Origin of the sequence: Enterobacter cloacae complex sp. P16RS2, assembly GCF_014982155.1 — a bacterium.
GTDB classification, from domain to species: Bacteria; Pseudomonadota; Gammaproteobacteria; order Enterobacterales; family Enterobacteriaceae; genus Enterobacter; species Enterobacter cloacae_M.
Genome location: NZ_JADCKW010000006.1, coordinates 67,883 through 90,956, shown reverse-complemented (window position 1 = coordinate 90,956; position 23,074 = coordinate 67,883). Strand labels below are relative to the sequence as shown.

The 23,074-nt window shown below is 54.5% G+C and carries 21 protein-coding genes and 1 tRNA gene; 13 read left to right on the top strand and 9 right to left on the bottom strand.

Translation table 11 applies throughout. The features are described from left to right. Positions 1–7: 7 nt before the first annotated feature. The gene (gene lysS / locus INF68_RS02550; RefSeq protein WP_109844607.1) at positions 8–1,525 is read left to right on the top strand and encodes a lysine--tRNA ligase; all 1,518 of its coding nucleotides are present in this window, start codon (positions 8–10) and stop codon (positions 1,523–1,525) included. A 38-nt stretch (positions 1,526–1,563) separates the two neighbouring features. On the opposite strand, the gene idi is transcribed toward lysS, so the two are convergent. Continuing rightward, positions 1,564–2,106 (bottom strand): isopentenyl-diphosphate Delta-isomerase, encoded by a 543-nt coding sequence (idi, locus tag INF68_RS02545; RefSeq protein ID WP_023309093.1) that lies wholly within the window; start codon positions 2,104–2,106, stop codon positions 1,564–1,566. A 163-nt stretch (positions 2,107–2,269) separates the two neighbouring features. Between idi and actS the strand changes: the two genes are divergently transcribed. The 3 genes from actS (at position 2,270) to INF68_RS02530 (ending at position 4,429) form a co-directional block, all read left to right on the top strand. Further along, complete coding sequence (gene actS, locus INF68_RS02540; protein WP_126785816.1) at positions 2,270–3,013, top strand: amidase activator ActS; 744 nt, start codon at positions 2,270–2,272, stop codon at positions 3,011–3,013. 80 nt (positions 3,014–3,093) lie between these two features. Then, positions 3,094–3,167 (top strand) — tRNA-Gly (locus INF68_RS02535). A gap of 545 nt (positions 3,168–3,712) precedes the next feature. Next, positions 3,713–4,429: a hypothetical protein gene (locus INF68_RS02530; protein ID WP_109844608.1), complete on the top strand. Its 717-nt coding sequence runs from the start codon at positions 3,713–3,715 to the stop codon at positions 4,427–4,429. 944 nt (positions 4,430–5,373) lie between these two features. Here the strand turns inward: INF68_RS02530 and INF68_RS02525 are convergent. The 5 genes from INF68_RS02525 to INF68_RS02505 all read right to left on the bottom strand — a co-directional run bounded on the left by INF68_RS02525 (position 5,374) and on the right by INF68_RS02505 (position 11,886). Next, complete coding sequence (locus tag INF68_RS02525; protein ID WP_126785817.1) at positions 5,374–6,444, bottom strand: ABC transporter ATP-binding protein; 1,071 nt, start codon at positions 6,442–6,444, stop codon at positions 5,374–5,376. Beyond that, positions 6,437–8,206, bottom strand: coding sequence for an iron ABC transporter permease (locus INF68_RS02520; protein ID WP_023309073.1), 1,770 nt, complete (start codon positions 8,204–8,206; stop codon positions 6,437–6,439). Before INF68_RS02520 ends, INF68_RS02525 begins: the two co-directional genes overlap by 8 nt. A gap of 80 nt (positions 8,207–8,286) precedes the next feature. Beyond that, positions 8,287–9,375, bottom strand: coding sequence for an ABC transporter substrate-binding protein (locus tag INF68_RS02515; protein WP_126785818.1), 1,089 nt, complete (start codon positions 9,373–9,375; stop codon positions 8,287–8,289). Between the two features lie 168 nt (positions 9,376–9,543). Continuing rightward, a complete protein-coding gene (locus INF68_RS02510; RefSeq protein WP_126785819.1) occupies positions 9,544–10,245 on the bottom strand; it encodes a response regulator in 702 nt (233 codons plus the stop codon). A 3-nt stretch (positions 10,246–10,248) separates the two neighbouring features. Next, positions 10,249–11,886, bottom strand: coding sequence for a sensor histidine kinase (locus INF68_RS02505; protein ID WP_126785820.1), 1,638 nt, complete (start codon positions 11,884–11,886; stop codon positions 10,249–10,251). Positions 11,887–12,254: 368 nt separating this feature from the next. Between INF68_RS02505 and yjdI the strand changes: the two genes are divergently transcribed. Both yjdI and INF68_RS02495 read left to right on the top strand, forming a co-directional pair. Further along, on the top strand, positions 12,255–12,485 hold the full coding sequence (gene yjdI / locus INF68_RS02500) for a 4Fe-4S mono-cluster protein YjdI (RefSeq protein ID WP_008499689.1): 231 nt from the start codon (positions 12,255–12,257) through the stop codon (positions 12,483–12,485). A gap of 10 nt (positions 12,486–12,495) precedes the next feature. Continuing rightward, complete coding sequence (locus INF68_RS02495) at positions 12,496–12,768, top strand: GNAT family N-acetyltransferase (RefSeq protein WP_008499687.1); 273 nt, start codon at positions 12,496–12,498, stop codon at positions 12,766–12,768. Between the two features lie 27 nt (positions 12,769–12,795). On the opposite strand, the gene INF68_RS02490 is transcribed toward INF68_RS02495, so the two are convergent. Then, positions 12,796–13,407 (bottom strand): LysE family translocator, encoded by a 612-nt coding sequence (locus tag INF68_RS02490; protein WP_109844612.1) that lies wholly within the window; start codon positions 13,405–13,407, stop codon positions 12,796–12,798. A 115-nt stretch (positions 13,408–13,522) separates the two neighbouring features. Between INF68_RS02490 and INF68_RS02485 the strand changes: the two genes are divergently transcribed. Then, positions 13,523–13,975: an Lrp/AsnC family transcriptional regulator gene (locus INF68_RS02485; RefSeq protein WP_126785821.1), complete on the top strand. Its 453-nt coding sequence runs from the start codon at positions 13,523–13,525 to the stop codon at positions 13,973–13,975. Between the two features lie 55 nt (positions 13,976–14,030). Here the strand turns inward: INF68_RS02485 and INF68_RS02480 are convergent, their stop codons facing one another. Both INF68_RS02480 and INF68_RS02475 read right to left on the bottom strand, forming a co-directional pair. Further along, positions 14,031–15,260: an amino acid permease gene (locus INF68_RS02480; protein ID WP_047173544.1), complete on the bottom strand. Its 1,230-nt coding sequence runs from the start codon at positions 15,258–15,260 to the stop codon at positions 14,031–14,033. Positions 15,261–15,379: 119 nt separating this feature from the next. After that, positions 15,380–15,841, bottom strand: a complete 462-nt coding sequence (locus tag INF68_RS02475; protein ID WP_109844615.1) for a multidrug/biocide efflux PACE transporter — start codon at positions 15,839–15,841, stop codon at positions 15,380–15,382. 105 nt (positions 15,842–15,946) lie between these two features. On the opposite strand from INF68_RS02475, the gene INF68_RS02470 reads away from it, so the two are divergent. The 6 genes from INF68_RS02470 to wzz(fepE) all read left to right on the top strand — a co-directional run bounded on the left by INF68_RS02470 (position 15,947) and on the right by wzz(fepE) (position 23,045). Next, positions 15,947–16,813, top strand: a complete 867-nt coding sequence (locus INF68_RS02470) for a LysR family transcriptional regulator (RefSeq protein ID WP_126785822.1) — start codon at positions 15,947–15,949, stop codon at positions 16,811–16,813. Positions 16,814–16,906: 93 nt separating this feature from the next. After that, positions 16,907–18,085, top strand: a complete 1,179-nt coding sequence (locus INF68_RS02465) for an acetyl-CoA C-acetyltransferase (protein WP_193525251.1) — start codon at positions 16,907–16,909, stop codon at positions 18,083–18,085. A 235-nt stretch (positions 18,086–18,320) separates the two neighbouring features. Further along, complete coding sequence (gene kduI, locus INF68_RS02460; RefSeq protein WP_126785824.1) at positions 18,321–19,157, top strand: 5-dehydro-4-deoxy-D-glucuronate isomerase; 837 nt, start codon at positions 18,321–18,323, stop codon at positions 19,155–19,157. A gap of 63 nt (positions 19,158–19,220) precedes the next feature. Beyond that, positions 19,221–19,982, top strand: coding sequence for a 2-dehydro-3-deoxy-D-gluconate 5-dehydrogenase KduD (gene kduD, locus INF68_RS02455; RefSeq protein WP_126785825.1), 762 nt, complete (start codon positions 19,221–19,223; stop codon positions 19,980–19,982). Between the two features lie 313 nt (positions 19,983–20,295). Next, positions 20,296–21,717: a sugar porter family MFS transporter gene (locus INF68_RS02450; protein WP_126785826.1), complete on the top strand. Its 1,422-nt coding sequence runs from the start codon at positions 20,296–20,298 to the stop codon at positions 21,715–21,717. A gap of 203 nt (positions 21,718–21,920) precedes the next feature. Further along, positions 21,921–23,045, top strand: coding sequence for an LPS O-antigen length regulator Wzz(fepE) (gene wzz(fepE) / locus INF68_RS02445; RefSeq protein ID WP_109844621.1), 1,125 nt, complete (start codon positions 21,921–21,923; stop codon positions 23,043–23,045). Positions 23,046–23,074: the final 29 nt, after the last annotated feature.

The following is a 23,074-nucleotide window of genomic DNA, read 5'->3' as shown; positions in this document are numbered from 1 at the left end:
AACCAACATGTCTGAACAACAAGCACAGGGCGCTGACGCGGTAGTCGATCTTAACAACGAACTGAAAACCCGCCGCGAGAAGCTGGCAGCGCTGCGCGAGCAGGGCGTGCCGTTCCCGAACGATTTTCGTCGTGACCATACCTCAGACCAACTGCACGCTGACTTCGACGCTAAAGAGAACGAAGAGCTGGAAGCGCTGAACGTTGAAGTGGCCGTTGCAGGCCGCATGATGACCCGTCGTATCATGGGTAAAGCCTCCTTCGTGACCCTGCAGGACGTTGGCGGCCGTATTCAGCTGTACGTTTCCCGTGACGACCTGCCGGAAGGCATCTACAACGAGCAGTTCAAAAAGTGGGACCTTGGCGATATCCTGGGCGCAAAAGGTAAACTGTTCAAAACCAAAACCGGTGAACTGTCTATCCACTGCACCGAACTGCGTCTGCTGACCAAAGCCCTGCGCCCGCTGCCGGACAAATTCCACGGCCTGCAGGATCAGGAAGCGCGCTATCGTCAGCGCTACCTGGATCTCATCTCTAACGATGAATCCCGTAAGACCTTCAAAATTCGCTCCCAGATCATGGCCGGTATCCGCCAGTTCATGGTCAACCGCGACTTTATGGAAGTGGAAACCCCAATGATGCAGGTGATCCCTGGTGGCGCGTCTGCGCGTCCGTTCATCACCCATCACAACGCCCTGGACCTGGACATGTACCTGCGTATCGCGCCGGAACTGTACCTGAAGCGTCTGGTGGTCGGTGGTTTCGACCGCGTGTTCGAAATCAACCGTAACTTCCGTAACGAAGGTATCTCCGTTCGTCATAACCCAGAGTTCACCATGATGGAACTCTATATGGCGTATGCGGATTACAAAGATCTGATCGAGCTGACCGAATCCCTGTTCCGCACCCTGGCGCAGGACATTCTTGGCACCACGCAGGTTCCTTACGGTGAAGAAGTCTTCGACTTCGGCAAGCCGTTCGAAAAACTGACCATGCGCGAAGCGATCAAGAAATACCGTCCGGAAACCAACATGGCGGACCTGGATAACTTCGATTCTGCGAAAGCGATCGCGGAAAACATCGGTATCAAGGTTGAAAAGAGCTGGGGTCTGGGCCGTATCGTGACCGAGATCTTCGAAGAAGTGGCCGAAGCGCATCTGATTCAGCCGACCTTCATCACCGAGTACCCGGCTGAAGTCTCTCCGCTGGCGCGTCGTAATGACGAGAACCCGGAAATCACCGATCGCTTCGAATTCTTCATCGGTGGCCGCGAAATCGGCAACGGCTTTAGCGAGCTGAACGATGCGGAAGACCAGGCTCAGCGTTTCCAGGATCAGGTTGACGCGAAAGCGGCAGGCGACGACGAAGCGATGTTCTTCGACGAAGACTATGTGACCGCGCTGGAGCACGGTCTGCCGCCAACGGCGGGCCTGGGGATTGGTATCGACCGTATGGTCATGCTGTTCACTAACAGCCACACCATCCGCGACGTGATCCTGTTCCCGGCGATGCGCCCGGTGAAATAAGGCGTTAAGATGTAAAAAAAGCCCCGAAAGGGGCTTTTTTATTGCGCCGCGAAGGCTTTGAGTTTTTCGCGGGCGGTTGTCGCTTCCATGACCATCCACGGGCTAAAGGCCCAGGGCGTCGCGTCCAGCGCGCGGAATAACGCGTCCAGCTCAACCCACTGATAGTCCATCACTTCATCTTCGTTTATCGTCACGTCATTGGTGATGCGGGCCGCGAATACCGGGCAAATTTCGTTTTCCACGATCCCGGACGGGTCGGTTTCCCGATAGCGAAATTCAGGGGCGACGGCGGTGATGTCGGTTAGCTCAGCGCCCACTTCAAAGCGGCAGCGGCGGATTATCGCCTGTATCGTCTCTTCGCCGGACTGCGGGTGGCCGCAGACGGAGTTGGTCCAGACGCCGGGCCAGGCTTTTTTGCTTAAGGCGCGCCGGGTGATCAGACATTCGCCGTTTGCGTTAAAAAGCCAGGAGGAGAAAGCCAGATGCAGAGGGGTATGTAAGGTGTGCGCGGCATATTTTTCCTGAGTGCCAATCACCATTCCCTGGTCGTTTACCAAAATAACGTGTTCTTGAATACTCATTCATGCTCCAGTGCCAAAATGCCGAGTGGTTCAGCACCATCAGCCGGATCATTATACTGCATTCTTATACGAACGGTTTGGCGCGTAGAGCGGAAAAGGGCATGACCCCTGTTCGTTTTGGCTGTTATCATAGTGCGCCATTCACGCTGACCGAGGATCTGTTTTGTTTGCAGGAAGCCTGACGAGAAACCCCATCACCGCCATTTTTTGCCTGACGCTGACGCTATTGCTGGCGGGCTGTTCAGGGAGCAAATCTTCGGATACGGGAAGCTATTCCGGTTCGGTCTATACCGTTAAGCGCGGGGACACCCTGTATCGAATTTCGCGCGCAACGGGGACCAGCGTGAAGGATCTGGCGCGGCTGAATAATCTCTCTCCACCCTACACCATCGAGGTGGGGCAGAAGTTGAAGGTGAGCGGCGGATCGTCCTCTGGCAAAAAATCCTCTTCGAAAGGTAAAACCGCTAAAGTGACGCCGTCTTATCAGGTGCCGCAATCGTCCTGGCCGCCGGTTGGACAGCGCTGCTGGATTTGGCCGGCTAGCGGTAGAGTGGTCGCCCCTTACTCGCTCTCTGAAGGTGGCAATAAGGGTATTGATATCGCGGCTGCACGCGGTACGCCGGTTTATGCCTCAGGAGCCGGGAAGGTGGTTTACGTCGGCAACCAGCTGCGCGGCTACGGTAACCTGATCATGATTAAGCATGGTGAAGACTACATCACGGCCTATGCGCACAACGACACGATGCTGGTCAACAACGGGCAAAACGTCAAAGCCGGGCAGAAGATTGCCACCATGGGTAGCACCGGTACGGACGCGGTGAAGCTGCATTTCCAGATTCGCTATAAGGCGACGGCCATCGATCCGCAGCGTTATCTGCCTGCGCCCGGCAGCAAACCGAAGTGCTAAGTGATTATTTTATCGCCTGTTAGTTGTGAAGAGGCTTGTATGAAGGTGCGTAAGGTCTATAATGCCTTACGCACCTCAAAGCGGGCGTAGTTCAATGGTAGAACGAGAGCTTCCCAAGCTCTATACGAGGGTTCGATTCCCTTCGCCCGCTCCAGCGATTTTTTACACTCAAAATCAGCTAAAAAAGCGTTATGTTTCCGGTGCTTAGAGGGAGGTGCTCTGTAAGCGCTGTTGAGAACCCTCTCGACGTTCTACCTTGGTAACTACCGCGATTTGGTGAGTAGTGATCAGGAAGCTTATCAAAACGCTGGCGGTCGTTCCAGTGTCTTACCGTGATAGTCCAACAAGAAAACAAAGCCTTTCACTAAGGCAGTAATCCATTCCTGAAACTTTTAACCGTTCCACACTTAGCGCGGTGCCCCGTAACAGCCTGTCGTGATGACACGCCACGGATAAACGAGCAAATGTTGGGAAGCCTAACCAGTCCGGAAAAGGGGCTGGCTCTGCCGTGGTGTTCACCGAGCCATAAATGATCGGTACTCGATAAGAGAGCGGTTAACTGACAATTCTGATGATATGCCTTCGGCGCTTAATGTTGGTATGCGCAACACGGCGCTAAGTGGCTTCTATTGATTAATTATTTTGGTAATATAATCATCCCAAAACCTACAACTAATAAATATATAGGAATTAAGCTCAATGGCTGGGGACTCATCACTAGTATGGCAGGTATTTGCAACTATTATAGGAGTGTCGCTACAGGCGGCTATCGCTATTCTTGGCTGGCGCTATGCTGCGAAAAATACTCGAGATACTCTCGATATTCAAGAGCTTGTATCGAATCGAACCACAGCATCATTTATCGCAGAAAAACGCCAAAAATGGATTGATGAGTTACGTTCTGATATGGCTATACATATTGCGCAATCTCAAGAAATAGTGTGGAAATGGCAGGCTATAAAAGATACTACCTCTGAACGTGTTGAGGTTTTGCTAAATGCTGCTTTTGAGGGGAACATTGAAAAAATCAAAGATGAAAAGAAGATAGAAGCTAAAAGAAATGAAATAGTGCAGAAGATGCTTGATGATTTCTCAAAAGAAAATGGCGCTAGAGATCGAGAACACCAAGAAAGACATATACGTATAAAATTTAGATTAAATCCTAAAGAGCATAACGATCTTCGGGATTTACTTGATAAGATTAGAAAAAAAGTACTAAGTGCTCAGGGTGCTACACCTGGGGTTATAATTTCAAATATAAACAATGAGTTAGGTTTTCTTCTGGATTCCGCAACTATCTTGACTCAAGGTATCCTTAAAAAAGAGTGGCAGCGTCTGAAGCAAGAAGTTGCTTATCCTGAATCTTTGATCGCGAACATCCCGAAACCCAGGATAACTAATCAGGATCATCACTAGAGAACGTTTTCACACTGGCATAATGTTTACCGTCCCGGGTAATTGTGAAGCTATATATAGAATTTTCGTAGCGGCAAAGTGTTTTTCCGTTGGCGGTTTCGGTCTGTTCTGTCAGTTGAAGCGTGATTCTCCCCGCATGAGTCGCCAGCGGCAGCAGGTGCCACAACACATAGTAAAACTTTCTTCATTTCCTCAACCTGCCCCGTGGGTGTCCCGTCTCTTTATCCTCACATTTTACATTCTCCTGCTGAAAATATCCCCGGTTCTATTACAGATTCGCTGAGTGGAACTATTAGCTACCTAATAATTTCATTAGATCTGCATGAAATATCCTAGTGTTGCCACTGCGTTACACTACTTTGCTTGCGTTGCAATTTGCCTCGCTTTATTACAACAGGAGAAACGCTGTCTTTCTGTAGTAAAAAGCCTTGGTATATTGCTTAATAAGTTCCTCTGCTTGTTATGGAAATAATCACAAAGGTTATTTAACAATCAATAACAACATGCGCAACAAGTATTAGACCTAAGTGAAACTACGTTTCATAACAGAAGGTTATGCGGTAAAGTGGTGAGCGTTAATCTTCAATAAATCTTAGGCAGGGAATGTTATGGCTGGTGTATTGGCAAACACAGCAGCAGTGGTAGGGATTTTTGATAAGGCGGTTAGTATCACTCAGAAGCTGGCGAATAACAGTGATAACCTGGGGCACGCTTAACTTGAGTTAGATAACCTGTTTTTTGAACTTGCTAATGCCAAGATCGAAGCCGTAACAATGCAAACTCTTGGGACTGACTCCGCCTCAGATCTTCGTTTTTACTCGCCAAACGAATTCTCCTGATTAAAAAATGACTTATATCGCCGACCTCGGCTTCTCTACATTCCTGTATCCCGTCGACCCGGTAAGCGAAGCGTCACCGGGCCATGACAGATTAATATTGACTCATCACCCTTTCGGGAACACCCAAACATGCTTCTCAGGCAGCGAAAGATGGCAGTGCTGCGGATCCCGAACCTCATGCCCATACGCACGAATAACAAAATCATCTCCGACCGTGCGGAACAGGTACTCCCAGCGGTCGCCGAGATACATGCTGGTGAGTAGCGGCAGCTCAAGCTGATTTTCCCCTGGCCCCTCGACTACCGCCACGCGCTCGACGCGGATCACCGCCGTGGCGTCATCACCGCTCTGCACCCCTTCACCGGCCTGGCCCCACAGCACCCAGCCTTTGCCTTCGATACGCGCTTTGCCTTCGCGCACTTCGGTAACCTTGCCGTGCAGGCGGTTGTTGCTGCCCATAAACTCGGCGGTAAAAAGCGTTTTCGGCGAGCCGTACATCTCCTGCGGCGTGCCCTGTTGCTCAATTTTGCCGTTGTTGAGCAGCAGGATGCGGTCGGAAATCGACATCGCTTCGTTCTGGTCGTGCGTCACCATCAGCGCGGATAACCCGAGCTTGATAATCAGCTCGCGCAGGAACACGCGGGCCTCTTCGCGCAGCTTGGCGTCGAGGTTAGAGAGCGGTTCGTCCAGCAAAATCACCGGCGGGTTGTACACCAGCGCCCGGCCAATCGCCACGCGCTGCTGCTGCCCGCCGGAGAGCTGGTGCGGGTGACGTTTGCCGAGATGGCCCAGACCCAGCTGGTCCAGCACGTCCTGCACGCGCTGCTGGATCTCTTTGGCCGGGACTTTGCGCAGCTTGAGCGGATAGGCCACGTTCTCAAACACGGTCTTGTGCGGCCATAGGGCATAGGACTGGAATACCAGCCCCAGGTTACGCTCTTCCGCCGGGACCTCGCTGCGCGGCGTACCGTCGTAAACTTTATTTTTGCCAATGATAATCGACCCCTGCGTCGGTTTTTCCAGACCCGCAACGGCGCGCAGCAGGGTGGTTTTACCGCTACCGGAGGGGCCTAAAAGGGAGACCACTTCGCCGCGCTTCAGGTTCATGGAGACACCTTTTAAAACAGGATTGTCGCCGTAGGTTAAGTGCAGATCGTCAACCGCTAATTCAATCATGTATTTTCACTCCGAAACGAAGGGCAATGCCCAGACCTACCACGACCAGCAGGATGTTAATGAAAGAGAGCGCCGCCACGATATCGATGGCACCCGCGGCCCAGAGGGAAACCAGCATCGAGCCGATGGTCTCCGTGCCGGGTGAAAGCAGGTACACACCCGTTGAATATTCGCGCTCAAAGATCAGGAACATCAGCAGCCACGAACCGATAAGACCGTAGCGGGAGAGCGGGATGGTGACGTGGCGGGTGATCTGCCCGCGCGTCGCCCCGGTGCTGCGCGCCGCTTCTTCAAGCTCCGGCCCCACCTGCAGCAGCGTGGAAGAGATCAGCCTCAGCCCGTAAGCCATCCACACCACGGTATAGGCCAGCCAGACGCTGAAAATGGTGCTGCGCAGCGAACGCAGCCAGACGATGACGTTTTCGCGCATCCAGTCGGTCCAGGCGAACCCGGAAAGCCAGCCGGATTTCAGCGAGTTATCGAGCCACATCGGCAGGAACAGGAACACCCATAGGAACGCCAGACCCGCCAGCAGGCCAGGCACGGCGCGCGGCACCAGCACGCTGTAGTCCAGGAAACGCGTGGTGTTGTCCGGCTTGCGGTGCATGGCAATGCCGACAAACAGGTAGCACACCACGGCCAGCGCGCCGCCAATGACGCCAATCGCCATGGAGTTGACGATGGCGCGCAGCAGGTTGGGCTGCGCCCAGATGGTGCGGAAGGTGTTCAGAGAAAGCTCGTCCCACAGCGAAACGCCCACGCCCCAGTTGGAGATAAACGCGCGCAATACCACGCCGAGCAGCGGAACGCCGATGGTGACGGTGAGCCAGAAAGCAATCACTCCGCCAGCCACCCAGCGCCATTTACCCAGCGGCAGCGCGCGGGCCTGCGAAGCCTTACCCTTCATGGTGACGAAGCGGTTGGCGGTGCGCATCAGGCGACGCTGGAGCATCACCAGCGGGATGGTGATGCAGATCAGCACCACGGCAACCGCCGCCATCAGGTTATAGGATGGGGTGCCCATCTTGTTTGTCAGTTTATAGAGATAGGTCGCCAGCACCATGTTGCCTTCCGGGTCGCCGAGGACCAGCATCAGGCCGAACACTTCCAGCCCGAGGAAGAACAGCAGCACGGTGGCGTACAGAATGGACGGGCGCACCATCGGCAGGCTGACGGAGGTCATCACCTGCCAGGGCGACGCGCCCGCGGTGCGCGCGGCTTCTTCCACATCCGAGCCCACGCTGCGCAGCGCTGACGAGATATACAGATAGGCGTGCGGGACGTGCGTCAGGCCGGCAATGACCACAATGCTCGACATGTCGTAGATATTCCACGGCACAAAGCCAATCAGCGCCTGAGCCCACTGGGAGAGAAAGCCCACCGGACCGGCGGCCACCACGTAGCCGAAGCCCAGCACCATCGGTGAAACGAAAATCGGGACCAGGATCAGCGGCTCAATCAACCGGCGGCCGGGCAGGTCGGTACGCACCATCAGAAACGCCAGCACGCCGCCCAGCGGAATGGAGATAAAGACCAGCCCGAAAGCAAGAATAAAGCCGCTTTTCAGGGCCTTATAAAAATCAGGGTCGGTGAAAATAAACTCAAATGATTCAAAGCTCCACTCTTTTGACGGCGAAAAGAACGGGGCGGACAGGAAGCTCTGTATCACGATAAACGACAGCGGCGTGTAGATAACCAGGGCGGTTATCAGCACGACGATGCCTCGCGGCAGGCTTTGCCACTTTCTGCGTAATGTATTCATGGGGTATCCCTGGTGTTGCAGCCCAGAAAAACGAACTCAGTCGATAAGGGAGCGCGGCGGCCTGCGCCACGCTCAGACGCTTATTTACCGGCGGCGGTACGCCACTCTTTGATGTACTCCAGGCGTTTTTTCGGCTGCAGGTATTCCAGCAGCGTTTCATCAACCGGAATTGGCTTCAGCGCGTTGCCGAGGATTTTGGTCAGGCCGTCGATATCATTTTTCCCTTCGATATCGTTACGAATGGAGGGAATGTCTGCCTGATTGGCCAGAATACTTTGCCCTTGTTCAGACAGCACATAGTCCAGCCACAGCTTCGCGGCGTTGCTGTTTTGCGATTGCTGGCTGATGAACGACACGCGCGACAGCACCAGGGTGTAATCTTTTGGATAGGAAATGCCGAGCGACGGATCGTTCTTCGCGCGCGCTTCCGCGTAGGAGCCGAGGATGTTGAAGCCAATCAGGTTTTCACCGGAGGAGACGCGCTCCATCATGGTGCCGGTAGACGACTGCACCGACAGGCCACCTTTGGCGACGTCGGCCAGGGTCTTAAAGTAGTTTGGATCGGCGTTGTGATCCTGCACCGAGAGCATAAAGCCCAGACCCGATTTTTCGATGTCGTAGGTGGTGACTTTGCCCTTGAATTTGTCCGTCTGGCTGGCAATCAGCTTCGCCAGCGCGGCGTGAGAATCCGGCACGTCGCCGGCCGGGATCAGGCGCTTGTTGTAGATAAAGACCACCGGCTCATAGGTGGTGCCGTAAGCCTTATCTTTCCAGACCGCCCATTTCGGCAGCTGGCTTTGCTCCGGCGATTTATACTCCATGGCGTAGTCGGTGGCGAGCTTCAGGCCGGTGTCCATAGAGGAGCTCCAGACCACGTCGCCGCTCACGCCGCCGGAGGCCTGTTCGCTGATGAAACGGTTGTACAGCTCGGTGCTGTTCATGTCGTTGTATTCGACTTTAATGCCCGGGTAGGTTTTTTCGAAGCCCTGGATCAGCGGCCCGGCGGCCTTGATGTCGGTGGTGGAGTAAATAACAACTTTGCCCTCTTTCGTTGCGGCATCAACAACTTTTTGATACTCAGCAGGATACCCCTGCGGCAGGGCAGACAGTGCAGAAGCAGAGAACAGTACAGTAGCGGTAAGCAGAGAAATTCGGAACGTGTTCGACATTATAGTTAACCTTTTAGTTACATTTGAGGAACTAATTGTCAACATAGCGTATCGGGTTCCACCCACAAGAGGGTGAAGCAAGCAATGATTCCGAAGTGTGATTGTCGCCGTCGTTTCAGCAATTAACACCATAAAATCCGCGAACGTTAGCCTCCGAACGGTTCTGGATTACGGTTTATCGGGCGCTTTGCGGTATAACCTTCGCGGATGACCAATATTGCCATACAGCATTTCGATGCTGATTAACCCGCTCTCCACGCAGTATTCAAGGTAGCGACGCCCCGTGGTTTTGCTGATCCCCACGTTTTCCACCACCTCTTCAACCGACATCGCATCGTCGGGATGCTCGGCGAACAGGCGTTTAATCCGTTCCAGCGTTTGGGGTTCAATGCCTTTCGTCGACGGCGTAATGGAGGCTTCCGCGGCGGGCAGATTAAACAGGCGATCCAGCGCATGCTGGTCGACCACCTTCACCTGCTGCACGGTGTGGATAAAACGCATAAACCGCTCCAGCGAGGCGTGCAGGCGCTGGAAAAAGACGGGCTTAATCAGGTAGTCAAACGCGCCGCTGCGCATGGCGTGGCTGCAGGTCTGCATATCGCTGGCGGCGGTGATGAAAATCACCGAGCATTCGTAGCTTTTCAGCAGCGGATTATCGATGAGCTCCACGCCTTTACCGTCCGGGAGATAGTTGTCCAGCAGGATAAGCCGAGGCTGATGTTGACGAATCAGGCTGCATGCCTGCTTAATCGACGCGGCGATGCCCACCACGCGCAAATGGAAATTCTGCTCGATATACTCGCGATGCAGCTCCGCCAGGTGCGGCTCATCTTCAACTATCACAACGTCAAGTGGTCGGGTGGTGCTCATGCTTTAGCCCTGTTGATCGGGGAGTAGAATAGGTATAAACACAGAAAAAATCGTGCCCTGCGGCGTGTTGTCGGCAATCTCAATGCTGCCGCCGGCCTTGTCGATATATCCTGCCACCAGGAACAGGCCAATACCGTGCTCGGTGCCCACAATGTCGTTTTCGCTGTCCGGCTTGCTGCTGAACCCCTGGCGGAAAATGTGCGGCTTCAACGCATCGTCCACCCCGCAGCCCCGGTCGGCCACCTCAATCAGCAGCTCCTGGTTACGGTCAGAAATGTAGAGTTCTACCGGCGCGTGAACCGGGGCGTTGAGTGTCGCCTCCACGGCGTTATCCAGCAGGTTACCAATAATGGACATCAGCTCCGTTTCACTCAGCGCGGCAGGCATGCGGGTGAGCTGGCAGGCGGGGTCAAACAGCAGCTCGATGCCTTTTTCGCGCGCGCTGACATATTTTCCGAGCAGCAGCCCGCACAGCGCCGGGGAGACAAAATGGGCTGAGACAAAGTCCAGCACGCGCTGCGCGCCCTCTGACTGCACCTGAATGTAACGGATGGCCTCGTCATAGTGTTTCATCTGCAGTAACCCGACGAGAGTGGCGGTCCAGTTCAGCTGTTCGTGGCGCATAATGCGCAGGTTATCCGCATAGCGTTTGATCTGACTGAGCTGGCTGCTGAGCGTGTTAATGTCGTTTTTGTCGCGAAAGCTGTAGACCCAACCGCTTTCAACGCCCGGTTCGACCTCAATGGCTACCCGGTTGACGATCACCTCGCGCTGGTTCAGCACCGCAATCTGGTCGTGGCTCCCGCTGCTCAACGAGGCGTAGCGCTGGGATAAAAAGCCCGGCGCCGTCTGCAGAATGTCCTCCAGCGGTTTACCGATAAGTTCTTTCTCATTTTGCCGAATATCCAGCATTTCGCGTGCCGCGCGGTTAATTAAAATCAGCTGCTTCTCGCTATTAACGGCAAATACGCCTTCGTACATGGCTTCTAATAGGGCGCGCTGCTGCAAGACCAGCTGAGCGATATCTTTCGGCTCCAGCCGGAACATCTGTTTTTTTAAATTGCGGGTAAACAGCCAGGAGAAAATAAACAGCAGCAGCAGAAGCGCAGCGCCGTACAGCCCGGACTGCCAGAGAATGCGGGCATTAATATTAGCAATATAGGAGGTCAGATAGCCGACCGAGACAATACCAATCACCTGATGCCGCGCGTTGAAGATGGGCGCTTTACTGCGTAGTGACACGCCAATCCCGCCCTGACGCACGGAAATAATGGTTTTGCCCTTTAATACCTCCGCATTATCCCCGCCGATCATCGGTAAATTAATCCGCTCCGGGGATTCCGAATGATAGAGGTGCTGCTCCTCGGTATCGCCAATCACAATGTAGCTGGCATCGCTTTCGGCGCGCAGCGGCTGAATTAACCGGGCGATGCCGGGGATATCTCTGGCCGCGACCATGGCCGCCAGACCCGGCATCAGCGCAATCTGGCTGGCCTGAACCCGGGCACGCTGGCCGAGATCGTGATGGAGCTGTCGGTCAATAAAATGGAACAGGATTGTTCCCAGCAGAACTAACAGCAGGCAGGAGAAGCACACCAGCGCTAAAAACAGCTTTACCTGAAAAGAGAGTCTGCGTTTCATTCAACCTGCGGAAGTTATGTAAAAGTGACATTTGCCGAGCCTGACATGGGCCAATAGCGGACGCAATCTGGCGAGAAAAGAGTTGTGACCTGGCTTTTCGTTTTCGGCGTTATACCCTAAATAATTCGAGTTGCAGGACAAAACGGCTTGCCGTTTTGAACAGCGCTTGCGCTGGCCCCGAAGGGGCGAGGCTACAGGCCGAGTAACGCGGCAAGGGAACGAATCCCCGGGAGCGTACATAAGTACGTGACTGGGGTGAGTGAGTGCAGCCAACGCACCTGCAGCTTGAAGTATGACGGGTATATAGCCATCAGGATCCCGTAAGGCTATGCTTCATTCAGCACGATAATAATTACAGAGGCAATGTCATGGATAAAGAACTACTGGATGCGGGTTACCGGGCCTATACCGGCGAGAAAATTGATGTTTACTTCAATACCGGGATCTGCAAACACTCAGGTAACTGCGTGCGTGGGAGCGCAAAGCTGTTTAATCTGAAACGTAAGCCGTGGATCATTCCCGATGAAGTGGACGTTGAAACGGTTGTACGCGTGATTGATACCTGCCCGAGCGGTGCGCTGAAGTATCGCCAAAAATAAGCGAGGAACCATGGATATTCTGGAAGGCCATAACAAGTTTTACGTGAATGATGCGAACGGCAATCAGGTCGCGGAGATTGTCTTTGTACCGACCGGCGAGCACCTGAGCATTATCGAGCACACCGACGTGGATGAGAGCCTGAAAGGGCAGGGCGTCGGTAAACAGCTGGTGGCGAAAGTGGTGGAGAAGATGCGCGGCGAGAATCGCAAAATTATTCCGCTGTGCCCGTTCGCGAAGCATGAGTTTGATAAAACGCGCGAATATGACGATATTCGGGCGTAAATAACACCGGCGATGGCCGGTGTTTTTTTATCTTACCTGCTCAAACAGCAATACCATCGCGATCAGCACCATTATCCCTCCAGATGCCATGCTCACCAGACGCGCCGCCTGTGGCCGGGTCGCCAGTACCGCTTTCGAACCATACCCCACCAGCAGATAGACCAGCGTACAGGTGATAAGGTGCATCACGCCAAGCGCGGACATCTGCTTCGCTATCGACCAGCTTCCGGTCGGGTCGGTGAACTGCGGAAGCAGCGCCAGGAAAAGTAAAAATACTTTCGGGTTAAGACCGCTAATGCAGAGCCCTTTCACCGCCCACTGCCTCCAGTTTCCCTCATGATGGGGGGCCTTTTCCGGTGCGGCAGGGTGACGCAACAGTCCGATGCCAAGCCACAGGAGATACGCGGCCCCCGCGACGGTCAGCCCGGTTAACGCCATCGGGTGTTGAGCAATCACTACGCCCACGCCAGCCACCACAATCAGCGTGGCTAACAGATGCCCGGACATTAACCCCATCACCGCCGGTACCACGCGTCGCCCGTTAATCCCGGCGCTAATGGCGTAGGCCCAGTCGGCGCCTGGCGTCATGATAAGCAGAAACGAAACCACCCAAAAGCCGGCCACAATACTCATTTCCATCGTCCTGAAGACTCCCGCAGTGCGTCAAACGTTGCGAAAAAGAATATCGCTAACCCTGCGAAATAGGCTTTCAATGTTATGCTCATAACACGGTGAAATTGAGAAAATCTTCCAAATGGACAGCATCGATCGAAAAATTCTTGCGGCGCTCCAGTCTGATGGACGCCTGTCGCTTACCGAGCTGGCTGAGCGGGTCAATCTGAGCCTCTCGCCCTGCCATCGTCGCGTGCGGGCGCTGGAGCAAAGCGGGGCCATAACGGGATACCGTGCCAGCCTGGATCCCGCCAAAATGGGGTTTAACTTCCTGGCAATCGTCTTTGCGACGCTGAAAGAAGGGGACCGAAAGGCGGTTAGCGCGTTTGAAGAGGCGGTGGAGGAGATCCCGCAGATCGTGCTGGCGCAGCGTCTCTTTGGCGATCCCGATTATCTGATGCACGTCGTGACCCGCGACCTCTCCGCTTTCCAGAAGCTGTATGACGAGAAGCTCTCCGCCATGCCCGGCGTGCAGCATCTTCGCTCTACGCTTGTCATGAAAACGGTGGTGCAGGACAGGCCTTTTCCGCTGTAAGCAGCAGGCCAGGACTGAATGGCCTGCCCGGCAGAGCGCCGGGCAGGAAAGGGAATTAGCCGACAAACATCACCGACACGCACAGCACGCCGACGATCAGCGTCAGCAGGTTGCCAATGGAGCGGTACTGTTTCAGGGAGGGGATCAGATACGTCGACAGCGTCGGCATGATAAACAGGATCATGGCGATAAGCGGGCCGCTGATGGCGTAAATCATCGAAATGGCGTTCGGGTTAATGCAGCAGACGGCAAAGGTGATTAACGACACCCCCATAATGGAAATCGCACGGTTGAAGGCGCGGCTCTTTTTCACGCCCACCTGATTAAGCGACGACTTCACGATCTCCGTCGCCCCTTCAATCACCCCAAAATAGGTGCCGAGAAACGATTTCGACATCGCAATAATCGCCACGATAATCCCGGAAATGCCCAGCCACGCCGGAGAAGAAGGCATCATCGACAGCGCGGACAGGATCGTTACCCCTTGCTCTTTGGCGGCCACAATGTACGACGGCGGAATTGAGAGCAGGCAGCTGAAGACAAAAAACAGCACGCTCAGGCAGATGATCAGGTAAGCCACCTTCATGATTTTCTTGCATTTATCCATGGCACCGTCGGCAAACTTCTCACGACGGTCAACGGCAAACGTTGAGATAATCGGGGTATGGCTGAAAGCAAATACCATCACTGGAATCGAAATCCATACCTGATGCAGGGTATGGCGATCGACGGCCATCTGGCTGGTCAGCAGCGAGGGTTGCCAGCTGCCGATCAGGTAGAGCGAGACAAACAGGAAATAGGCAATCAGCGGAAACACCAGGAAGCCCATCACTTTTATCGTGATATGCCGTCCCATCAGGAAGATCAGATTCAGGACCAGCACCACGCCCAGGCTGACCAGCACGCGAACGGCGGTATCCACCGTCAGGTGTTTCGCCAGCTGCTCCGTGAGCGAGTTGGTGATGGCCACCGCATAAATCTGCACTACCACAAAGAAGGCGATAAAATAGAGCGTGGTGATCAGGTTGCCAATCTTCCTGCCGTAGTAGTGCGAGACGGCGCCGGTGATCCCTTCGTTGCCTTTTGTTTTCGACGACAGGATAAATTGCGCCAGCGCTTTGTGCGGCCAGTAGGTTAAGGGATAGGCCACGAGGGCGGTAATAAACAGGACGATTGCGCCTGCGGAGCCCAGCTGAATGGGCAAGAACAGCGTTCCTGCGCCCACGGCCGTGCCATAGAGAGCGAAACTCCAGAGAGTCTCATCTTTTGACCAAATTTTCGACATTAGAGCAACGTATCAACTATCAAACCATCGGAATGGCGTGCAATTTACCATAGTTATGCCTGAAGAGCGCAGTTGCTTCGACGGAGTTTGGCCGGAACGGGCGTCCGGCCAGAGGCTGTTTAGCCTGCCAGGGCGCGTCGTTGCTGGCGACGCTTAAGAAATTTCTCGCGCAGGCTATCGTACGCCCAGTTATAGAACATGGTGTACGGCAGGAAGAACAGGAAGAAACCTATTTCCAGCGTGAATGCCTGAGGCAGGGTAACGCCCAGCACGGCGGCGACAATCGACACGCCAATCACAATAAACCCGCATTCGAACCCCAGCGCATGCAGCGCACGGACTTTTGCGGTACGTTTGACGCGCTGAACGGGCCAGAAACGGTCGAAGCCAAAGTTATAAATAATGTTCCACAGCATGGCGGTGGTGGCCAGAATAATGGTCAATCCCCCCATCTCCACCACGGAACGCTGCATTAGCCACGCCGCCGTAGGGGCGAGGATCGCCGTAGCAATCCCTTCGAAACAGACAGCATGAAAGATCCGCTCCGGCAGCTTACGTTGGAGTGCATCCTGATGTTGCATAGTCATAGACCTCATTAATTCGCCGGTATGGGCGTTGATGCAGCCTATTTTTATCGCTAAAGCTGATATATTAAAGATAGTATCCATCGCTAAAGTAGATAGGTTATGCGCTATTCACCCGAAGCCCTTACCGCGTTTGTCGAGACCGTTGCGGCGGGCTCTTTTTCCGCTGCCGCACGCCGGCTGCGGAAAAGCCAGTCGACGATCAGCACGTCCATTGCCAATCTTGAAGCCGATCTCGGTTTCGAGCTGTTTGACCGCTCGGCGCGTCAGCCGGTGTTAACGGTCCAGGGAGAACAGGTGCTGGGCTACGTGCAGGCTATCCTGGCCGCCAGCACGCGGCTGGACGAGCTGGCGGTGTCGCTAACGGCGAAAACGGAGGCGCGTCTGACGTTTGTCCTTTCCGATACCCTCAACCCGGACGTGCTGGAAGATATGATGAAACAGTTTGACGCGCGTTTTCCCCATACGGAATTCGAATGTCTGATTGGCGAGGAAGAGGACGTGATCGATCTGCTGCAAAAGGAGCGAGCGCAGATTGGCCTGACGGAAGCGCGCGACGGTTACCCTACGGATATTGGCGTCACCCGGTTGCCGATGCAGACCCGCATGGCGATCTACGTCGCGACCACGCATCCGCTGGCCGGACAACATGACGTTCAGCATGACGAGCTGCACGGCTGGCGCGAGCTGCGGCTGAGCACCTATCTTGAGCGCGAGGCTGAGATCGCGCGCGGACCCGTCTGGTCAGCGCCGAATTACCTGTTACTCTTGAGTATGGCGGTACAGGGATTTGGCTGGTGCGTGCTGCCGTGTGCGCTGGTGGATGAATTTGCCGCCGCGAAATCCCTGGTACAGCTCAATGTTCCCGGCTGGCCGCGGGCGATCGGCATCGATCTGCTGTGGAATAAACGATCCCCTCCCGGCGTTGCCGGCAGCTGGCTGCGGCAGTATCTGCAGGATGCGCGCTGATCCTTGTGATTAAACTCACTATTTTTAAACAATTAAGATAATTGCCAGTAACAATCCTCTACTATCGTCATGTCATTTAACACAGAGGTCGTGATGAAAGATGTCGTAATAGTGGGTGCGTTGCGTACAGCTATCGGCTGTTTTCAGGGAGCGCTTGCGCGTCACTCGGCGGTTGACCTGGGCAGCGTGGTCGTAAGAGCGCTGGTGGAACGTAGCGGGATCGCAGCACATGAAGTTGATGAGGTGATTCTGGGCCAGGTCCTCACGGCCGGTGCCGGGCAAAACCCTGCGCGTCAGGCGGCGCTGAAGGGCGGGCTGCCCAATACCGTCTCCGCTATCACCATCAACGACGTCTGTGGCTCAGGATTAAAAGCGCTGCATCTCGCGACGCAAGCCATTCAGTGTGGTGAAGCGGACGTGATCATCGCGGGCGGGCAGGAGAATATGAGCCGCGCGCCGCACGTGTTGACCGACAGCCGGACCGGCGCACAGCTTGGCAACAGTCAGCTGCTCGACAGCCTGGTGCATGACGGGCTGTGGGATGCGTTCAATGACTATCATATGGGCGTGACGGCGGAAAACCTGGCGCGCGAGTACGGCATCAGCCGTGAGGTGCAGGATGCCTATGCGCTAAGCTCGCAGCAAAAAGCGAGTGCGGCGATTGATTCCGGTCGTTTTCGCGACGAGATTGTCCCGGTCAGCACGCAGCGTCAGAGCGGCGAGCGTATCCTCGTGGATACCGATGAACAACCGCGCACCGACGCCAGCGCTGAAGGCCTGGCGAGGCTGAACCCCGCGTTTGAAATGCAGGGCTCGGTGACGGCGGGAAATGCCTCTTCCATTAACGACGGCGCTGCCGCCGTCATGATGATGAGCGAAAGCAAAGCCCTTGAACTCGATCTTCCGGTCCTGGCCCGCATTAAAGCATTCGCCAGCGTGGGGGTTGATCCTGCGCTAATGGGGATCGCACCGGTCTACGCTACCCGCCGCTGCCTGGAGCGCGCGGGCTGGCAGCTTTCGGATGTGGATCTGATCGAAGTGAACGAAGCCTATGCCGCGCAGGCGATCTCCGTCGGAAAAATGCTGGAGTGGGATCCTCTGCGGGTCAACGTTAACGGCGGCGCGATCGCGCTGGGGCATCCTATCGGTGCGTCCGGCTGCCGGATCCTGGTTTCGCTGGTCCACGAAATGAAAAAACGTAATGCCCGCAAAGGGATTGCCACACTCTGTATAGGCGGCGGGCAAGGGGTGGCGCTGGCCATCGAACGCTAACCTCTTCTCAAACAAAATGACCTCCTCCGGGAGGTTTTTTTTCGCGTCCTTTTTCTCCCGGCGGTTGAATTGTGATCCGAACATCATTTCCGCTATAAGCAAAAATAAAAATGAAACGTTGTTTTAAATATAATTGAAAAGCCCACTTTATACCGATAGTATGTGCTCATTATGAAAAACGGAACGCTGTTTCGTTTATTTCCGCCTTCGGGCATGACCACATCTGGAGGTTACCGTGGACGTCAGAGAAAGCATCCACAGTGCGCACGCCAAAACGCTGGATACTCAGGGGCTGCGCAATGCATTTTTAGTCGAGCAGGTATTCGAGGCCGACAGGTACACCATGGTTTACAGCCATATCGACCGCATTATTGTGGGCGGGGTTATGCCCGTCACGAAAAGCGTCTCCGTGGGCGGTGAAGTCGGTAAACAGCTGGGCGTGAGCTACTTCCTTGAGCGTCGCGAGCTGGGTGTGATTAACATCGGCGGGCCGGGCACCATCATCGTAGACGGACACTGCTATGAGATTGGCCATCGCGAGGCGCTGTACGTGGGTAAAGGGGCGAAAGACGTGGTCTTTGCCAGCATCGACGGCAGCAAGCCTGCGAAGTTTTACTACAACTGCGCGCCGGCTCACTCCACCTACCCAACCAAAAAAGTGACCCCGGCGGACGTCGCACCCGTGACGCTGGGCGACAACCTCACCAGCAACCGCCGCACCATCAATAAATACTTCGTGCCGGACGTGCTGGAGACCTGCCAGCTCAGTATGGGATTGACCGAGCTGGCACCGGGCAACCTGTGGAACACCATGCCGTGCCATACCCACGAGCGCCGCATGGAAGTCTACTTCTACTTCAATATGGATGAGGACGCCTGCGTGTTCCACATGATGGGACAGCCGCAGGAAACGCGCCATATCGTGATGCACAATGAGCAGGCGGTGATTTCACCGAGCTGGTCCATTCACTCTGGCGTAGGGACGAAAGCCTACACCTTTATCTGGGGAATGGTGGGTGAAAACCAGGTCTTTGATGATATGGACCACGTTGCGGTCAGCGATCTGCGCTAGTCGCGGGCGGTGAAGCATAAACCTGCCTGTGAGTGACAGGCTCTGAAAGAGTAAGGAATAAACATGATTCTGGATGCATTCTCTCTGCAGGGAAAAGTGGCCGTGGTTTCCGGGTGCGACACCGGGCTGGGTCAGGGGATGGCGTTAGGCCTGGCGGAAGCGGGCTGCGATATCGTCGGGATTAATATCGTTGATCCGACTGAAACCATCGAACGCGTGACGGCCCTGGGCCGCCGTTTCCTGAGCCTGACCGCTGATCTGCGTAAAATCGATGCCATTCCTGAACTGCTGGACCGCGCGGTGGCTGAATTCGGTCATATCGACATTCTGGTGAACAACGCCGGGCTGATCCGCCGCGAAGACGCCATCAGCTTCAGCGAGCGCGACTGGGACGACGTGATGGATTTGAACATCAAGAGCGTATTTTTCATGTCCCAGGCGGCGGCGAAGCATTTTATTGCGCAGGGGAAAGGCGGCAAAATCATCAATATTGCCTCTATGCTCTCGTTCCAGGGCGGCATCCGCGTGCCGTCGTACACCGCGTCCAAAAGCGCCGTAATGGGCGTGACCCGCCTGCTGGCAAACGAATGGGCGAAACATAACATCAACGTGAATGCGATTGCGCCGGGCTACATGGCGACGAACAACACGCAGCAGCTGCGTGCGGACGAGCAGCGTAGCGCGGAAATCCTCGACCGCATTCCGGCCGGACGCTGGGGTCTGCCGATCGATCTGATGGGGCCGGTTGTCTTCCTGGCCTCCTCCGCATCGGATTACATCAACGGCTACACCGTGGCTGTAGACGGTGGCTGGCTGGCGCGTTAATTCCACCCGTATTAAGAACCTCTGCCCGTGGGCGGAGGTTTTTTTTGCGCAATAATTGGCTTAGTCCATATCGATAAAGATGAAAAATCCATACTAAAAAATCACAAATGACGGCAATCACACTTTTATTGCTTAAATATTAACTGATTAGTAAAAAAGCGTGATTATTCGCCATGAGTTGAAATTGTAATGTCCATCACAGAACCGTATGCCGTAGCGGAATAATCCATAACTTCGCGATTTCCGGCCTGACACTTTTCCTCGCTTTCTCGTAATTTCAGTTAACGAATTTTGCTGTTGAGGCAGGAAAAATATGACATCGATAAATGACTCTACCCTAATGCCCGCTGCGCTGCGCGATACTCGCCGCATGAACCAGTTTGTCTCCATTGCCGCCGCCGTGGCGGGCCTGTTATTTGGACTGGATATCGGCGTCATTGCCGGCGCATTACCGTTTATTACCGATCACTTTACCCTCAGCAGTCGCCTGCAAGAGTGGGTGGTAAGCAGCATGATGCTCGGCGCGGCCATCGGTGCGCTGTTCAACGGCTGGCTGTCGTTCCGCCTGGGGCGCAAATATAGCCTGATGGTCGGGGCAATTCTGTTCGTTGCCGGCTCCATTGGCTCGGCGTTTGCCGCTAACGTTGAAATCCTCCTGCTCTCTCGCGTGCTGCTGGGCGTGGCGGTGGGGATTGCGTCCTACACGGCGCCGCTTTATCTCTCCGAAATGGCGAGTGAAAACGTGCGCGGCAAGATGATCAGCATGTATCAGCTGATGGTCACGCTGGGTATTGTGCTGGCGTTCCTGTCTGATACCTACTTCAGCTACAGCGGCAACTGGCGCGCGATGCTGGGCGTGTTGGCCTTACCGGCGCTGGTGCTGATCGTCCTGGTGATTTTCCTGCCAAACAGCCCGCGCTGGCTGGCGCAAAAAGGGCGTCACGTGGAGGCGGAAGAGGTCCTGCGCATGCTGCGTGATACCTCGGAAAAAGCGCGCGAAGAGCTGAACGAGATCCGCGAAAGCCTGAAGCTGAAGCAGGGGGGCTGGGCGCTGTTTAAGATCAACCGCAACGTGCGCCGCGCGGTCTTCCTCGGCATGTTGCTGCAGGCGATGCAGCAGTTCACCGGCATGAATATCATCATGTACTACGCGCCGCGCATTTTCAAAATGGCCGGATTCACCACTACGGAACAGCAGATGATCGCAACCCTGGTGGTCGGGCTGACCTTCATGTTCGCCACCTTTATTGCGGTATTCACCGTGGACAAAGCCGGGCGTAAACCGGCGCTGAAAATCGGTTTTAGCGTAATGGCGCTCGGCACGCTGATCCTCGGCTACTGCCTGATGCAGTTTGATAACGGCACGGCCTCAAGCGGGCTTTCCTGGCTTTCTGTCGGGATGACCATGATGTGTATCGCAGGTTACGCGATGAGCGCCGCGCCGGTGGTGTGGATCCTGTGCTCCGAAATTCAGCCGCTCAAATGCCGTGATTTTGGCATCACCTGCTCCACGACCACCAACTGGGTATCAAACATGATCATCGGCGCGACCTTCCTGACGCTGCTGGACGCGATTGGCGCAGCGGGAACGTTCTGGCTCTATACGGTGCTGAACGTGGCGTTTATTGGCGTCACGTTCTGGCTGATCCCGGAAACCAAAGGCGTGACGCTGGAACATATCGAGCGCAAGCTGATGGCTGGCGAGAAGCTGCGGAATATCGGCGTGCGATCGTAATGACTGTTTAAGCGTTCAACACAAGTCAGAGTTGGTAAAATGGTTAGTCATTACAATAATAACGTAATGAAATTCACTACCAACTCTGGCAGGGAAGGATGAATAGAGGGATTTGAACTTAGGATAATTCTTAGGATAATGTATCATCGGAACACCGCTGTTATTTGCGCAACATGAAACGCATCCTAAAAAGAAGAATGTCTATGTCTGAGATGGATATCAAAAAAAGCACCGATCTTGATTTTCCCCGTTATGCCTCCCCGGTAATACACGCTAAAGAAATTGATCTTTTCGGTTTATTAGCGGTCCTTTTGGCGGCCAAAAAACGCATTGTCACCATTACCCTTGCTTTTGCACTGGCGGGGCTGGCCATTTCATTTTTATTGCCGCAGAAGTGGACCAGTAAAGCAGTGATCACTCAGGCAGAATCGTCGCAGTGGAACCCGCTGCGCCAGATGATGGTAGCGTTGCAGGTACTTGACGTGGACGCGAAAATTTCCCGTCCGGAAGTCTTTGACATGTTTATTAAAAAGTTTCAGTCGCAGTCATTGCTCGAAGAGTACCTGAAATCCTCTCCTTACGTGATGTCACAACTTAAAGATGCCGAGGTGGATCCGCTTGAGCTGCATCGGGCGATAGTTAACATTTCAGACAGAATGAAAGCGGTGAATGACGCTCAGGGAAAAGACGCGGATAAAGCGCCTTTTGTTTCCTGGACATTGAGCTTCACTGCCCCGACAGCTGACGATGCGCAAGCCGTCCTGAATGGATACATCGATTATATCGCGGCTATTGTTGAAAAAGAGACGGTGCAGAATATCCGCAACCAGATCGCCCTGAAAAAGAACGTCGTTGAGCAGCAGCTGGAACTGGATCGTGTCCGTCTGACCAATATTCATAATACCAACCTGCAGCGACTGAATTATTCGCTGGAAGTGGCAAATGCCGCAGGCATTAAGAAACCGGTTTACAGCAACGGGCAGGCCGTAAAAGATGACCCGGATTACTCCGTTGCGCTCGGCGCTGACGGTATCGCGCAAAAGCTGCAGATCGAAAAAAATCTGAAGGACGTGACCGAGCTGAATGCGGATTTCCAGAACCGGGAATACCACCTCGCACAGCTGAAAAAGCTCTCCTTTGCCGATGTTAAACTTGAGCCATTCAGATACCAGCTTTCTCCCTCCATGCCGGTGAAAAAGGATGGCCCGGGCAAGGCTCTGATTGTCGTTCTGGCGGCGCTTCTGGGGGGCCTGTTTGCCTGCGGTAGCGTTTTATTGCGCGAGGCGATGCTCGCCCGTACTTCGCCGCCGGAGCCGGTAGTGGAATAAGCTCTGCAGTTTAAAAAGGCGCTGAATAC